Here is a 14,742-nt window from a genome sequence, read left to right on the forward strand (position 1 = left end):
AATCCAGCCTGCGGCAGTGTCAAGAGGTGTTTCGTCTTGACTTCGGGAGCGTTACACCCACAGTTGCCGGGCAGGTCCGAACGAACACGCGGATGCGATGGACCCCGACGATGCTCGTGGCGCGGCGTTGCTGAGCCCGTCGCAACCGGCGAACCACTCGTGACGAGACGATGCAGGCAGGCCGACGCCGGTTCCACGCACCCGGAAGCCGATTCCCGCCCGGGCGATCCCGGCGAGTCGCGCGATTACGTCCCGCACGTGCAGTGACCGGACTTCCGCGGAAAACCGCGGTAGGAGCGCGACAAGCCGTACCGAGTGGGTACGTAGCTCACGTGACCGCGACGCTGGGACAGGTGAGGGGACCGGCGAGTTCGGCATGGGCGCCGCTGCGGGTGCCGACGTACCGCGCCCTGTGGATCGCGCTGCTGGTCAGCAACATCGGCACGTGGATGCAGACGGTCGGCGCCCAGTGGCTGCTGGTGTCCATCCCGGGCGCGGACATCCTCGTCGCGATGGTCCAGACCGCGACCACGCTGCCGGTGCTGCTGCTCGCCCTGCCCGCGGGCGTCCTCGCCGACATCTTGGACCGCCGCCACCTGCTCATCGCCGTCCAGGTGTGCATGGCAACGGTCGGCGCCGCGATGGCGGTCGCGACCGCGCTCGGCGCGATGACGCCGGCGCTGATGCTGACGCTGACGTTCGCACTCGGTTCGGGCGCGGCGCTGACGGCCCCGGCCTTCGGTGCGCTCATCCCCGAGCTGGTACCACGCCGGGAACTGGCCCATGCCTCGGCGCTCGGCGCCGTCAGCATCAACCTCGCCCGCGCCGTCGGCCCGGCGCTGGCCGGCCTTGTGATCGCGTGGATCGGCATCGCGGCCGTGTTCGCGCTCAACGCCCTGTCGATCGCGGTGTTCGCGGCCGTGCTCATCGCCTGGCGGCCGGGGCCGATGACGGCGAGCGAGGACCCGGAGCGCTTCCTGGCCGCGCTGCGCGCCGGCGGCCGGTACGTGCGCCACTCCCCCGTGACCCGCCGGATCCTGCTGCGCTCCACGCTGTTCGTGGTGCCCGCCACCGCACTGTGGGCGCTGCTGCCGCTCGTCGCGAGCCGGCTGCTGAACGTCGGCGCGGGCGGGTACGGCACGCTCATGGGCGCCCTGGGCGTCGGCGCGATCATCGGCGCGATCGTCCTGCCGCACCTGCACCGGCTGCTGCCGACGAACGTCGCCCTGCTCGTGGCCAGCGCCGCCTACGCCGGCTGCCTGCTGCTCATCGCGCTGTGGCACAACATGCTCGCGGTGACCGTCGCGCTCGTGCCGGCCGGCATCGCGTGGGTGGCGGTCCTGTCCAACATCAACGCGCAGATGCAGCTGTTCCTGCCGGTGTGGGTACGGGCGCGCGGGCTCTCGGTGTACCAAATCGTGATCTTCGGCAGCCAGGCGATCGGCGCGCTGCTGTGGGGCGCGGTGGCCACCCGCACCGGCCTGGTCTGGGCCTTCACGACCGCCGGCGCTGCGATGCTGCTCGGCGCCGCCACCGTCCGGCTGCTGCCGCTGTTCGACACCCACCACATCGACCGGAACCCGACGGTGTACTGGCCGGTGCCTCACCTCGAGCTCGAACCGGAGCCCGAAGCCGGCCCGGTGCTCGTCGTCGTGACCTACCGGGTCGAGCCGACGAACGAGGCCAAGTTCGTGGACGCCATGGAGCGGGTGGGGGAAGGCCGGCGGCGCACCGGCGCGACGCGGTGGCGGCTGTACCGCCAGGGAGAGCATCCGGGCACGTTCGTCGAGGTGTTCCAGGTGCCGAGCTGGGAGGAGCACATGCGCCAGCACTCCCATCGGGCGACGGGCTTCGAGGTCGAGGCCGAGCACCGGGCGTACGCGCTCGCCGCGACCGCTCCCGAGGTCGCGCACCTGCTGCCGGCCGGTGCCCCGAGCGAGCGTTGAGCGGTCAGCCGGGCAGGATCACGGAGCAAGAAAAAAACAAGCCGCGCGATGCCGCGCGCAGAGATCCGCCTCGCGGCTTGACAAGCCCACAGGGACATCCTCCGGTTCGCCCGGCCGGCCAGTTCAACGGCCAGTGGCCGGGTACTGCGCGAGTCATGAAGGCTGTCGTGTACGAGGGACCGCGTAACGTCGCGGTCAAGGACGTGCCGGACCCGCGCATCGAGCACCCGCAAGATGTCCTGGTCCGGATCACCACTACCAACATCTGCGGCTCCGACTTGCACATGTACGAGGGCCGCACAGACATGGAGACCGGCCGGATCCTCGGCCACGAGAACCTCGGCGAGGTGGTCGAGGTAGGCGAGGGCGTCGACAAGGTCCGCGTCGGCGACATGGTATGCCTGCCGTTCAACATCTCCTGCGGGTATTGCGCGAACTGCGAGCGCGGCCTCACCGCCTTCTGCCTGCAGACCAATCCGGACCCGAACATGGCCGGCGCCGCGTACGGCTTCGCCGGCATGGGCCCGTACAACGGCGGTCAGGCCCAGATGCTGCGGGTGCCCTTCGGTGACTTCAACTGCCTCGTGCTGCCGGAGAACGCTCGCGACCGGGACCGGCAGCGCGACTACGTGATGCTGTCGGACATCTTCCCGACCGGCTGGCACGCGACACAGCTCGCCTGCGTGCAGCCCGGCGACTCGGTGGTGATCTACGGCGCCGGGCCGGTGGGTCAGATGGCCGCGCTCTCGGCGACGATCAAAAACGCCGCCAAGATCATGGTGGTGGATCACCATCAGGACCGCCTGGAACTCGCCTCGAAGATCGGTGCGATTCCGATCGACGCCTCCAAGGAGTCCGTGGTGGACCGGGTGATGGAGGAGACGAACGGCCTCGGCGCGGACCGGGGCTGCGAGTGCGTCGGCTACCAGGCCCACGACGCGTCCGGGAAGGAGCACCCGGAGATGACGGTGAACTCACTCGTGCAGACCGTCAAGTTCGCCGGCACGATCGGCGTCGTCGGCGTCTTCGTACCCGAGGACCCCGGCAGCCCCGATCAGCTGTACAAGCACGGGAAGTCCGCCTTCAACTACGGCATGTTCTGGACCAAGGGCCAGACGATGGCCACCGGGCAATGCAACGTCAAGAACTACAACCGCGCGCTGCTCAACCTTATCGTGGAGGACAAGGCGCGGCCGTCGTACATCGTGTCGCACGAGCTGCCGCTGCACCGGGCACCGGAAGGCTACGAGCACTTCGACAAGCGTGAGCGCGGCTGGACCAAGGTGATCATGCACCCGGACCTCTGACGCGAAGGTGCGAGGTCACCAACCACTACGTCGCCCAGGACGACGCTTCCATCGGCGACCTGGGCGACGTGGCGCTGCCGCCGAGCGAGGCGTCGAGCGCGAGATGCGCATCGTACGCTGTTCCAGCCGGCCGCTGGATGCTTCGAACCTTGTGAGCCCGACATGGCGGGGAACGAGGGTTAGCCGGCGACGCTTCGGGTAGATCGCCTTCCTGGTAAGGAGGGCGATGTGAACGTGCTGGCCGAGACGCCGGACCGCGACGGGGCCTACCCACGCCTGGATGACGCCCAGATCCACGCCCTCGCCGCCGAGGGCCGGCGCTACCGCACGCAGACCGGCGAGGTGCTCATCCGGGAGGGTGAGGAGAACTACGACTTCTTCGTGGTGCTCGCCGGCAAGGTAGCCAATGTCGACGGGTTCGGCGGCGACGAACGTGTCATCAGCGTGCACGGCCCCAAGCGCTTTCTGGGGGAGCTGAGCCTTTTCACCGGCCAGGCCGCCTTCTTCACATCGCAGGTGCGCGAGCCGGGCGAGGTCCTCAGGGTGCCGGTCGACCGTCTCAAGGCCGTTTGCGCGCGGGATCCCAGCCTGGGTGACCGGATCCTGAAGGCGTACCTGATCCGCCGCTCCCTGCTGATCGGCCGCGGCGCCGGGCTTCGGATCATCGGATCCTGCTTCTCGCCCGACAACCGGCGGCTGCGCGAGTTCGCAGCCCGCAACCGCATTCCCTACCAGTGGGTCGACGTGGAGACCGACCAGGACGCCGAGACACTGCTGCGCGAACTCGACGTGCCAGCGGAGCAGACTCCGGTGGTGATCTGCCCGGCCGGGCAGGTGTTGCGTAAGCCGAGCAACGCGGAGCTGGCACAGGCGGTGGGCCTGCCCGCACCTCAACCCGGCGCCACGGTGTGCGACCTCGCCATCGTCGGGGCGGGCCCGGCAGGCCTCGCCGCCTCCGTCTACGGCGCCTCGGAGGGGCTGGAGACGGTCACCCTCGACGAGTTCGCCACCGGCGGTCAGGCCAGCCGAACGTCACAGATCGAGAACTATCCGGGTTTCCCGACCGGGATCTCCGGCGGGGAACTGGCCGAGCGGGCGGTCGTGCAGGCGGAGAAGTTCGGAGCCAGATTCAGCGTGCCGGCTCGGGCGCGCGGGCTGGAGGAACGAGAAGGCAACTATGTCATCGAGCTGGACAACGGCGGTGAGGTCACAGCACGGACCGTCCTGATCGCGACGGGCGTCCAGTACCGCAAGCTCGACGTCCCGCGATTCGAAGAGTTCGAAGCGACCAGCGTGTACTACGCGGCGACCCTCCCGGAGGCATTGTTCTGCCGCGACGACCCGGTCGCGGTCGTGGGCGGTGGCAACTCGGCGGGCCAGGCGGCGCTGTTCCTGTCGAAATACACGCGGGCCGTGCACCTGCTGGTCCGCGGCAAGGACCTCGGCGAGACCATGTCGCGCTACCTGGTTGATCGAATCGAGACGACACCGGCCGTTGAGACCCACCTCCGAACCGAGGTACGCGAGCTGCTGGGCGGCCACACACTCGAACGGCTCGTGGTCGAGGACGAGCGCACCGGGCAGCGCCGCGAGCTTCCCGCCCGTGCGCTGTTCGTCTTCATCGGCGCGCAGCCGTGCACCGGTTGGCTGGCCGGTCAGGTCACCACCGACGAGGACGGCTTCATCCTCACCGGCCCGGACAGCGACGAGCCGGGCCCGCAGCGACAGTCTCTGCTGCAGACCAACCTGCCCGGCGTGTTCGCCGCCGGCGACGTGCGCCGGGGGTCGATCAAGCGGGTCACCTCGGCCGTGGGCGAAGGCGCCACGGCAGTGCAGCTGGTATGGAAGTACCTCCAAAGCACCGGCCGCGTCGCCGACGACACCGCAGCCACCCCCCGATAGCTTCCCGGACCTCCTCGTCAGCCCGTTGCAGTGTCGAGGAGCACACCACTCCCACCAGGTGGTTTCGCGCAGAACGGTTGAATGTGGCCCGACGGAAGGAGCAGCCATGAGCACCGCAACCTTCACTCGCGCCGACGCCGACATCGAGCGGGACGTGATCGAGGAACTACGATGGGACTCCCGCCTGCAGCCCAATGCCATAGCGGTCGGGGTACACCACGGCGTGGTGACGCTGGCCGGATGGGTCGACAACTACTCGAAGAAGTGGGCCGCCGAGCGTGCGGCGCACCGGATACGTGGAGTGAAGGCGGTCGCCGACGACATCGAGGTTCGGTTGCCGGTCGCGGCGCAGCTGCCGGACTCGGAGATCGCCGCGGCAGCCGTCCGCGCGTTGGAATGGGACGCGTTCGTCCCGATCGACCACGTCGAGGTGACGGTGACGAATGGCTGGGTCACGCTGCGCGGCGAGGTCGAGTGGGAGCATGAGCGCAGGGCCGCGCAACGCGCCGTGGACAAGCTGCCTGGTGTGCGTGGGGTGACCAATCTGCTTTCGGTGCGTCCGCGGGTGCAGCCGTCGCCGAAAGACCTGCGCAGGCGGATCGAGGAGGCACTCGTACGCAGTGCCGAAACCGACGCCGAGCACCTCAACGTCGACGTGCAGAACGACAAGATCGTGCTCACCGGGCGGGTCCGCTCGTGGGCGGAGCGGCAGGAGGCGGAACGGGTGGCCTGGTCCGCGCCCGGCGTGACCACCGTCGAGAACCGCATCGTCGTCGCCCCCTCCTGATATGTAGGTAGGTAGCGCCCGCTCAGCACCAGAAGCTCGAAGCTCGCTCGCCCCGACCCATCAAGGTCGGGGCGAGCGCGAGCGAGCGGTCCGGCTCGCGGCTAGGACGGCGCGGCGCCGACGTCGGCCGGTGCGCCGGCCCAGTCGATCTGGAGACCGGCCCGGCCGAGGTCGACCTGAATTGTTGCCTCGTCGCGGATCTCGCCCCGCAGAAGGAGGCGGGCAATCGGCGTCTCGACCTGCCGCTGCAGATAACGGCGCAGCGGCCGAGCGCCGAACACCGGGTCGAATCCCTCGGCCGCGATGTGCCGTCGGGCGGCTTCGGTGACCCGCAGCCCGACGCGGCGGTCCTCCATGAGCCGGTTGCGCAGGTCCTGGAGCATGAGGTCGACCACCAGCTCGATCTCGGCCAGGGTCAGCGGCTTGAACAGCACGGTCTCGTCGATGCGGTTGAGGAACTCGGGCCGGAAGTGCCCGCGCAGCGAGGTCATGACCGCCGCGCGCGCCTCGTCGGTGAGCATTCCGTCGCTGGTGACGCCTTCGAGGAGGTACTGCGAGCCGATGTTGCTGGTCATGATCACGACTGAATTGCGGAAGTCGACGGTGCGGCCCTGCGAGTCGGTGAGCCGGCCGTCGTCGAGCACCTGCAGCAGGGTGTTGAACACGTCGGAGTGCGCCTTCTCGATCTCGTCGAGCAGCAGCACGGAGTACGGCCTGCGGCGCACGGCCTCGGTGAGCTGGCCGCCCTCCTCGTAGCCGACGTAGCCGGGCGGGGCGCCGACGAGCCGGGCGACGGTGTGCCGTTCCTGGTACTCGCTCATGTCGAGGCGGACCATGTTCTCGTCGGTGTCGAACAGCGCCTCGGCGAGCGCCTTGGCCAGCTCCGTCTTGCCGACGCCGGTGGGGCCGAGGAACAGGAACGAACCGATCGGGCGGCGCGGGTTGCGGATGCCGGAGCGGGCCCGGATGATCGCGTCGGTGACCGCCTGCACCGCCTCGTCCTGGCCGATGACGCGCTCGTGCAGGATCTCGTCGAGGCGGAGGAGCTTCTCGCGCTCGCCTTCGAGTAGCCGGCTGGTCGGTATGTGGGTCCACCGGGACACGATCTGCGCGATTTCGTCCGGGGTGACCACCTCGCGCAGGAGCCGGTGACCGCTCTGCTTCGAGGTGAGCCGCTCCTCCTCGGCCGCCAGCTTGCGCTCCAGCTCGGGGAGCTTGCCCAGCCGCAGCTCGGCCGCGCGGTCCAGGTCGTAGGCGCGTTCGGCGTGCTCGGCCTCGCGGCGGATGCGTTCGATGTCCTCCCGCAGCGACTGGACCTTGCGGATCGCCTGCCGTTCGGCGTTCCACTGGGCCCGCATCGCGTCGACCTGGGCGCGCAGGTCGGCGATCTCCCGCTGGATCTGGTCGCGGCGGGCGACGCTCGCCGGATCCTCCTCTTTGGACAGTGCGGCCTGCTCCATCTCCAGGCGCATCAGCCGGCGGCTGGCCTCGTCGAGCTCGGCCGGCTGGGAGTCGATCTCCGTGCGCAGCATGGCGCAGGCCTCGTCGACCAGGTCGATCGCCTTGTCCGGCAGGAAACGGTCCGGGATGTACCGGTGGGACAGCTGGACAGCGGCGATGAGCGCACCGTCCTGGATGCGCACCCCGTGGAACACCTCCAGCCGCTCCCGCAGCCCGCGCAGGATCGTGACGGCGTCCTCCGGTGAGGGCTCCTCGACCAGGATCGGCTGGACCCGCCGTTCGAAGGCCGCGTCCTTCTCGATGTGTTTGCGGTACTCCCCGAGCGTGGTCGCCCCGATCATCCGCAGTTCACCGCGGGCGAGCATGGGCTTGAGCATGTTCCCGGCGTCGAGGGCTCCCTCGGTGGCGCCGGCGCCGACGACGGTGTGCAGCTCGTCGATGAACAGCAGGATGCGTCCCTCCGCGGCGGTCACCTCGGACAGCACCGCCTTGAGCCGCTCCTCGAACTCGCCGCGGTACTTCGCCCCGGCGACCAGCGAGCCCATGTCCAGCGCAAAGATCGTCTTGTCGCGGAGGCCCTCCGGCACGTCCTGATTGACGATCCGCTGCGCCAGGCCCTCGACGATGGCGGTCTTGCCGACGCCGGGGTCGCCGATGAGCACCGGGTTGTTCTTGGTCTTGCGGGACACGATCTGTACAACGCGGCGGATCTCCTCGTCGCGGCCGATGACCGGATCGAGCCGGCCGGCGCGCGCGTCGGCGACCAGGTCCCGGCCGTACTTCTCCAGGGCCTCGTACGCCGCCTCCGGGTTGGCGGAGGTGACCCGCTGCGCGCCGCGCATGCCGGTGAGGGCCGTGAGCACCCGCTCCCGGCTGATGCCCAGGTCACGCAGGATCCTTCCGGCGGCCGTGCCGGTGTCCTCGTCGACGAGCGCGAGCAGCAGGTGCTCGACGGAGACGTACTCGTCCTTGAGCCGGCCGGCCTCGCGCTCGGCGGTCTCGAGCGACCGGGCGAGCCGCTGGGTGACCATGACCTGACCGGGCTGGGCGCCGGGCCCGGAGACCGACGGCCGGCGCTTCAACTCCGCCTCGACGCGTTCGCGGACCTGGTCGACGTCGGCGTCCATGGTGGCCAGCAGCCGTGGGACGATGCCGTCCGGCTGGTCGAGCAGGGCGAGCAGCAGGTGTTCGCCGTCGACCTCGGTGTGGCCGAAGCGCAGGGCCTTGGTCTGGGCGTCGTGGAGGGCTTGCTGAGATCGTTCGGTCAGCCGGTTGAGGTCCATGACCGCCTCCTGAGCGTTGCTTCCAGTTCGTCGATGCGGTCGAGCAGGTCGAGCACGACACCGATGGCGGCGTAGTTGAGCGGCAGACCGGTGTGCAGCCGGTGGATCCGCGCCGCGACGGCCAAGTCCGCCGGCCGGAACCAGCGGATGCCGCGGGCGTCCACGGACGGCTCCAACAGGCCCAGAGCGGCGAGCCGGGCGACCAGCTCCGGGTGCAGTCCGGCGGCGGCAGCGAACGCGTCCAGCGACAGGTACCGTGGCCGCACCAGCGCATAGGTCATGACGCACCTCGCGGTTCGAACGAGGACACCTTCGCCAGCTGTTCGAAGAGGCGGCGCTCCTCGTCGGGCAGCCGCGTCGGCACCACGATCTTGACCTTCGCGAACAGGTCACCGGGGTTGCCCCGGGGGTTCGGCAGGCCGCGCTCGCGCAGCCGCAGGCGCCGCCCGCACGACGAGCCCGCGGGCACCTGCACCTGCACCGCCCCGCCGGGCGTCTCCATCGGCACGGTCGCGCCGAGGGCCGCTTCCCAGGGCGCCACCGGCAGGTCCACGATGACGTCGCGGCCCTCGACGTGGTAGCGCGGGTGCGGCGCCAGGTGGACGACCAGGTACAGGTCGCCGGAGGGTCCGCCGCCCGCGCCCGAGGAACCCTGTCCGGCGAGCCGGATCCGTTGGCCCTCGGTCACGCCGGCCGGAATGTTCACCTCGTACTGCCGCGGCTGCCCGTTCGGGTCCGGCAGCGTGATCCGGCGCCGGCCGCCGTGGTAGGCGTCCTCGACGCCGATCGTGATCTCGGCCTCGGTGTCGGCGCCAGGCGAGGGCCCGTAGCCGCGCGCCCGGCCGGACCGCTGACCGAACAGGCCCTCCAGGAGGTCCTCGACGTCGATCCCGCCGCCCGCGCGGGACGAGTACTCTCGCGGGCCGCCGTACCCGCCGAACCCGCCGAAGTTTCCGAACCCCGCACCGGTCCTGCCGCTTCCGCCGGCCCGAGCACCGGCCTGCTCGTAGTCGTCGGGCACCTGCCGCCACGCCTCGCCGAACCGGTCGTACTTGCGCCGGCTCTTCGGGTCCGACAGCACGGTGTACGCCTCGTTGATCTTCTTGAACCGGTCCTCCGCACCCGGCGACTTGTTGACGTCCGGATGGTGCCGGCGCGCCAGGGTCCGGTACGCGCGTTGGATCTGTTCCGCGTCGGCGTCCCGGGGCACGCCGAGCACCTCATAGAAGTCGGTTCCGTCAGCCACCGTCCGCTCCGCCGTCCCGTCGGGCGTCGTCCCCGGTGCCGGCGGTGGTGTCCTCGGGCAGCTCCGGGAACGCGGTCACGACAACCACGGCGGGCCGCAGCAGCCGGTCTCCGGCCGCGAACCCGGGCCGCAGCACCCGCACCACCGTCCCGGGCTCGGCGCCGGTGTCCTGGACCGCCTCGGCCGCCTCGTGCCGCTGCGGGTCGAACGGCACGCCCGGCGTGTCGATCGGCTGGAAGCCGAGCTGCGACAGGACGCGCACGGCCTGCTCGCGCACCTGCTGCACGCCCGCGACGATCGACTGCGGGTCGGCATCGGCGTGCTGCAGCGCCAGGTCGATATGGTCGAGGACGGGTAGCCATGCCGCGGACACGGCGAGCCGCTCGGACAGCCGCAGCGCCGCCGTGTCTCGGTCGGCCGCCTTGCGGGTGTTGTCCACATCGGCGAGCGCCCGGTGCAAACGATCGGTGAGCTCCGCAACCTCGTCGCTGGCGGACGGCGGTGTCGGGAGCGCGGAGGCGATCGGCTCAGTCATGGCTCACCCCGTGGAGAAGTCGGCATCGATGACGTCGTCGCTGCCCTGGGCCCGGGCACCGGCGGATTGCTGCTCGCCCGGTTCCTGCCCGGCCGGCGCACCGGCGGGCTGGGCACTCAGCGAGTACAGCGCCTGCTGAAGGTCTCCGGTCAGCGACCGGACCCGATCGAGCGGCGCCTGGTCACGCACCGCCTGCCGCGCCTCCTCGACGAGCATCGAGGCACGGGCCCGCTCGTGCTCCGGCACCTGCTCACCGAGCTCGCCCAGGCGGCGCTCGACCTGGTAGGCGATGCTGTCCAGCGCGTTGCGGGCGTCGACCTCCTCGCGCATCCGCTGGTCCTCGGCCCGGTGCTGTTCGGCCTCGCGGACCAGCCGTTCGACCTCGGAAGTGTCGAGCGTGCCGCTCTCGGTGATGGTGATCTTCTGTTCCGCGTTCGTGTCTTTGTCCCGGGCGGAGACGTTGAGGATGCCGTTGGCGTCGATGTCGTAGGTGACCTCGATGTGCGGCGCGCCGCGCGGGGCCGGACGGATGTTCTCCAGCCGCATCCGGCCGAGGACCCGGTTGTCGGCGGCGCGTTCCCGCTCGCCCTGCAGCACCACGACATCGACTGCGGGCTGGTTGTCCTCCGCGGTGGAGAACACCTCGCTGCGCCGGGTCGGGATGGTGGTGTTGCGCTCGATGACCTTCGTCATGAGCCCGCCCAGAGTTTCGACTCCGAGGGAGAGCGGGGTGACGTCGAGCAGCACGACGTCGCGCACGTCGCCCTTGAGCACCCCGGCCTGGATCGCCGCGCCGAGCGCGACCACCTCGTCGGGGTTGACCGTCATGTTGGGTTCCTTGCCGCCGGTCAGCCGGCGGACGAGGGCCTGCACCGCGGGCATCCGCGTCGCGCCGCCGACGAGGATGACCTCGTCGAGGTCGTCCACGCTGACCTTGGCGTCGCTCATCGCCTGCCGTACCGGACCCATCGTCCGCTCCAACAGGTCGTGCGTCAGCTCCTCGAACTTGGCGCGCGCGACCGTCGCCGTGAGGTGCTTCGGCCCGCTCGCGTCGGCGGTGATGAACGGCAGGTTCACCTGGGCCTGCGTCACCGACGACAACTCGATCTTGGCCCGCTCCGCGGCCTCGGTGAGCCGCTGCAGGGCCTGCGGGTCCTTGCGCAGGTCGATGCCCTGCTCCCGCTTGAACTCCTCGGCGAGGTGGTCAACCAGGCGATGGTCGAAATTGTCGCCGCCCAGGTGGGTGTCGCCGGCCGTGGCGCGCACCTCGACCACGCCGTCGCCGACGTCCAGGATACTCACGTCGAACGTGCCGCCGCCCAGGTCGAACACGAGGACCGTCTCGTGGCCCTTCTTGTCCAGCCCGTAGGCGAGCGCGGCCGCGGTGGGCTCGTTGATGATCCGCAGGACCTCGAGGCCGGCGATCTTGCCGGCGTCCTTGGTCGCCTGCCGCTGGGCGTCGTTGAAGTATGCCGGGACCGTGATCACCGCTTCGGTGACCTTCTCCCCGAGATACTTGCCGGCGTCCTCGGCGAGCTTGCGCAGGATCTGCGCGGAGACCTCCTCCGGCGAGATCAGCTTGCCGCGTACCTCGAAGCGCACCATGCCGTCCGGACCCGGCACGACGTCGTAGGTCACGGTTTTGATCTCCTCGGCGACCTCGTCGAACTTGCGGCCGATGAACCGCTTCGCCGAGTAGATCGTGCCCTTCGGGTTCAGCACCGCCTGCCGCCTGGCCAACTGCCCGACGAGGCGCTCGCCCGTGTCGGTGTAGGCAACCACCGACGGTGTCGTACGGCTGCCCTCCGCGTTGGTCACGACCGTCGCCTGACCGCCCTCGAACGCCGCGATCACCGAGTTGGTCGTGCCCAGGTCGATCCCTACAGCCCTGGCCATGAGTCGGTCTCCTCTCGCCCGTGCGGACGTTCGCCTGTCTCGGACGTGCTGTCAGCGTTCCTGGGTGCGGAGCAACTGCCGCGCCTGGTCGGCGTACTCGGCGTCGACCATCACCGAGTACGTGTTCGCCTGGATGGCGCTCGCGGAGGCGAAGTCCCGCCTGCCACCGGTCATCGCGTGGGCGATCGCGCCGAACACAGCACCCCACACGACACCCGCGACGACGCCGAACACGACGACCTGCCACCAGGCACCGACGGCGAAGACGCCGAGCAGGATGCCGATCAGCAGGCCGAACCAGGCGCCGCTGCCGGCTCCCGCCAGCGCCGAGCGGGCCGTGGTCATCCGGCCCAGCACCTTCTCCACGAGGCGTACGTCGGTGCCGACGATGGTGACGCGCTCGACGGGGAAATTCTGGTCGGCCAGAAGGTCCACGGCGGCCTGCGCGGACAGGTAGTCCGGATACGTCGCGACCGTCACCATCGGCCGCTCCTCCGCCCGGGCGTCCCTCCCCGGGCCGCCCCGGCCCTCGGCGGCGTCCGGCGTGGCGGGGCGCTCGTTCGTACGGAACTGCATCGCGCTGCTCTCGTACGGGCTTTTGGTATTGCCAGGTCCGGTCATGACGACAGCGCTCCTTTCCGGGGTTCAGCGCTGCGCCGCCGGCGGCGATGTCGGCGTCCGGGCGCTGCACGTCCCAGCCGGCCAGTGTCACGACGCCGTCGCGCACCGTATTTTTCGAGCCTTCACCGGGTCGGGGCGACGGTGCCCATCCTTCGCGGGTGAGACCGGTGCGTTCATGGCTCCCGCAACAGCTCGCGGTACCGGCCGGGCAGTTGGACCTGAACGTCGAAGAACTCTTCGTCGTCCACGACGTCCCGCACCGTCGACAGCACGGCCCGGATGTACCGGATCACGCGGTCCGGGGAGAACCCGGTCCGCTGGGTGACCTCGACGACGAACTCCTCCGGAGCCAGGTCCGGATCGGGTGCCTCCTGGCCCCGCCGCAGCGCCGGATGCAGCTGTACCGGCAGGAACGTCATCAGGTCCTCGGCCTCGCCGCCGATCCGCCGGGCCAGGGTCTCCAGGACAACCTCCGCCACGTGCTGCGCGTGCGCCGGGTCGAGGCCGGCGCGGTCCGCGACCTTGCGCACGAAGCTGTCCGCTGGGACACCGCCGGCGAATGCCCCCTTCGGCAGCAGGGGCGCGAACGTGCGGGGAAGCCGTGCCGTGAGGTGCCGGTACGTCTCGTCGTCCAGCGCCTGGCCCAGCGCTGTCATCACCACCGTCGTGTGCCGTTGCGCCGCCTCGATCGGCGCGTCCTCCCGGTGAGCCACCCGGCTCACGAAATCGGCGGGATCGAACCGTTGCGCCGGGCCGGTAGTGAGCAGCCACGGCGCCACCTCGGCCGGCAGGGCGGGGACCAGGTGCAGCGCCTCGTCCTTGCCGATCCGCTCAGCCAGAGTCTCGAGGGTCGCGCGGACCGCCCGCAGTGCGGTCTCGTCGTCCCCGAGGCTCTGCCGGACCGGGCGAATGAGCTCTTCGTACTGCACTGCCATCCGTGTCACCGTCCTGCCAGCGTCTGTCTGGTCGGTCAGGTCACTGCCGGTCGCCCCGCCCGCTCTGGCCACCCTGGCCGGTCGTCCCCTGCTGGCCCGCGCGGCCCCGCTGGCCCTGCTGGCCCTGCTGGCCCTGCTGGCCCTGCTGGCCCTGCTGGCCCTGGATCTCGATACGGCGCGGCTGGGCGTCGCGCGTCTTGCCGACACTGACGGTCAGCACGCCGTTCTTGTACGTCGCCTCGACCCGGCCGGCGTCAATGTCGCTGGGCAGGTCGACGATGTATTCGAACTCACCGGTCTGGCGGTTCTGACGGCGCATCACGCCGCCGCGTTCGCGGTCCTGGAAGGAACCGGAGATGCGCAACTCCTCGCCCCGCATCTCGAGGTTGACCTCAGCCGGGTCGACGTTCGGCAGATCGACGTCGATGACGTAGGCGTCCTCGGTCTCCTCGACGTCGATCGGCGGCGCCAGCGGCGACCACGCGGCGGCCGGGGCCAGCGCGGTGGGATCGCCGAGGACCGCCTGCATCAGCTGCCCGAACCGGCTGTTGATTTCATCCAGTTCCTGGCGCGGATCCCACCGATACGCCGGTGCTCCGGCCAGCTGACCGCCGCGACGCCGTCTGGAGGTGAACGGTGCGATCGTCATGGTGATCGATTCCCTTCGTGAGTAGGAGCCGACGGCTCCCGCGAGGGCTTCGGTGGCTGCATCACCTTCGATCCTGGGCTGGTACCCGAGGATGTGTTTCCCCTGGACCGGATGAACCTCGCGGGCCGTCATGACCAGCGCCCGCGCGGATAGCCCGGCACGTCGGGCGACATG

The 14,742-nt window shown here is 70.3% G+C and carries 12 protein-coding genes; 4 read left to right on the forward strand and 8 right to left on the reverse strand.

The window, feature by feature from the left end:
- Nucleotides 1-353: 353 nt before the first annotated feature.
- The 4 genes from ACQEVU_RS27655 (at nt 354) to ACQEVU_RS27670 (ending at nt 5,942) form a co-directional block, all read left to right on the forward strand.
- Nucleotides 354-1,946 carry an MFS transporter gene (locus ACQEVU_RS27655; protein WP_433328466.1) on the forward strand — a complete coding sequence of 531 codons (1,593 nt, stop codon included), beginning with the start codon at nt 354-356 and terminating at the stop codon, nt 1,944-1,946.
- Nucleotides 1,943-3,253 (forward strand): glutathione-independent formaldehyde dehydrogenase, encoded by a 1,311-nt coding sequence (locus ACQEVU_RS27660; protein ID WP_433328468.1) that lies wholly within the window; start codon nt 1,943-1,945, stop codon nt 3,251-3,253. Before ACQEVU_RS27655 ends, ACQEVU_RS27660 begins: the two co-directional genes overlap by 4 nt.
- Before the next feature lie 228 nt (nt 3,254-3,481).
- Nucleotides 3,482-5,155 (forward strand): FAD-dependent oxidoreductase, encoded by a 1,674-nt coding sequence (locus ACQEVU_RS27665; protein ID WP_433328470.1) that lies wholly within the window; start codon nt 3,482-3,484, stop codon nt 5,153-5,155.
- Between the two features lie 106 nt (nt 5,156-5,261).
- A complete protein-coding gene (locus tag ACQEVU_RS27670; protein WP_433328472.1) occupies nt 5,262-5,942 on the forward strand; it encodes a BON domain-containing protein in 681 nt (226 codons plus the stop codon).
- Between the two features lie 101 nt (nt 5,943-6,043).
- Here the strand turns inward: ACQEVU_RS27670 and clpB are convergent, their stop codons facing one another.
- From clpB to ACQEVU_RS27710, 8 genes are all read right to left on the reverse strand, one after another.
- Complete coding sequence (gene clpB, locus ACQEVU_RS27675; protein WP_433328474.1) at nt 6,044-8,686, reverse strand: ATP-dependent chaperone ClpB; 2,643 nt, start codon at nt 8,684-8,686, stop codon at nt 6,044-6,046.
- Nucleotides 8,668-8,967: a chaperone modulator CbpM gene (locus ACQEVU_RS27680; RefSeq protein WP_433328476.1), complete on the reverse strand. Its 300-nt coding sequence runs from the start codon at nt 8,965-8,967 to the stop codon at nt 8,668-8,670. Before ACQEVU_RS27680 ends, clpB begins: the two co-directional genes overlap by 19 nt.
- Nucleotides 8,964-9,932, reverse strand: coding sequence for a DnaJ C-terminal domain-containing protein (locus tag ACQEVU_RS27685; protein ID WP_433328478.1), 969 nt, complete (start codon nt 9,930-9,932; stop codon nt 8,964-8,966). The genes ACQEVU_RS27680 and ACQEVU_RS27685 overlap by 4 nt, the downstream gene beginning before the upstream one ends.
- A complete protein-coding gene (locus tag ACQEVU_RS27690) occupies nt 9,925-10,467 on the reverse strand; it encodes a nucleotide exchange factor GrpE (protein ID WP_433328480.1) in 543 nt (180 codons plus the stop codon). Before ACQEVU_RS27690 ends, ACQEVU_RS27685 begins: the two co-directional genes overlap by 8 nt.
- A gap of 3 nt (nt 10,468-10,470) precedes the next feature.
- Nucleotides 10,471-12,363: a molecular chaperone DnaK gene (dnaK, locus tag ACQEVU_RS27695; RefSeq protein WP_433328482.1), complete on the reverse strand. Its 1,893-nt coding sequence runs from the start codon at nt 12,361-12,363 to the stop codon at nt 10,471-10,473.
- Nucleotides 12,364-12,414: 51 nt separating this feature from the next.
- Nucleotides 12,415-12,846 carry a general stress protein gene (locus ACQEVU_RS27700; RefSeq protein WP_433335110.1) on the reverse strand — a complete coding sequence of 144 codons (432 nt, stop codon included), beginning with the start codon at nt 12,844-12,846 and terminating at the stop codon, nt 12,415-12,417.
- A gap of 311 nt (nt 12,847-13,157) precedes the next feature.
- The gene (locus tag ACQEVU_RS27705; protein WP_433328484.1) at nt 13,158-13,919 is read right to left on the reverse strand and encodes a DUF2267 domain-containing protein; all 762 of its coding nucleotides are present in this window, start codon (nt 13,917-13,919) and stop codon (nt 13,158-13,160) included.
- 40 nt (nt 13,920-13,959) lie between these two features.
- Nucleotides 13,960-14,700, reverse strand: coding sequence for an Hsp20/alpha crystallin family protein (locus ACQEVU_RS27710; RefSeq protein WP_433328486.1), 741 nt, complete (start codon nt 14,698-14,700; stop codon nt 13,960-13,962).
- Between the last annotated feature and the right edge of the window lie 42 nt (nt 14,701-14,742).

Origin of the sequence: Dactylosporangium sp. CA-139066 (assembly GCF_050936175.1) — a bacterium.
Taxonomy (GTDB): Bacteria; Actinomycetota; Actinomycetes; order Mycobacteriales; family Micromonosporaceae; genus Dactylosporangium.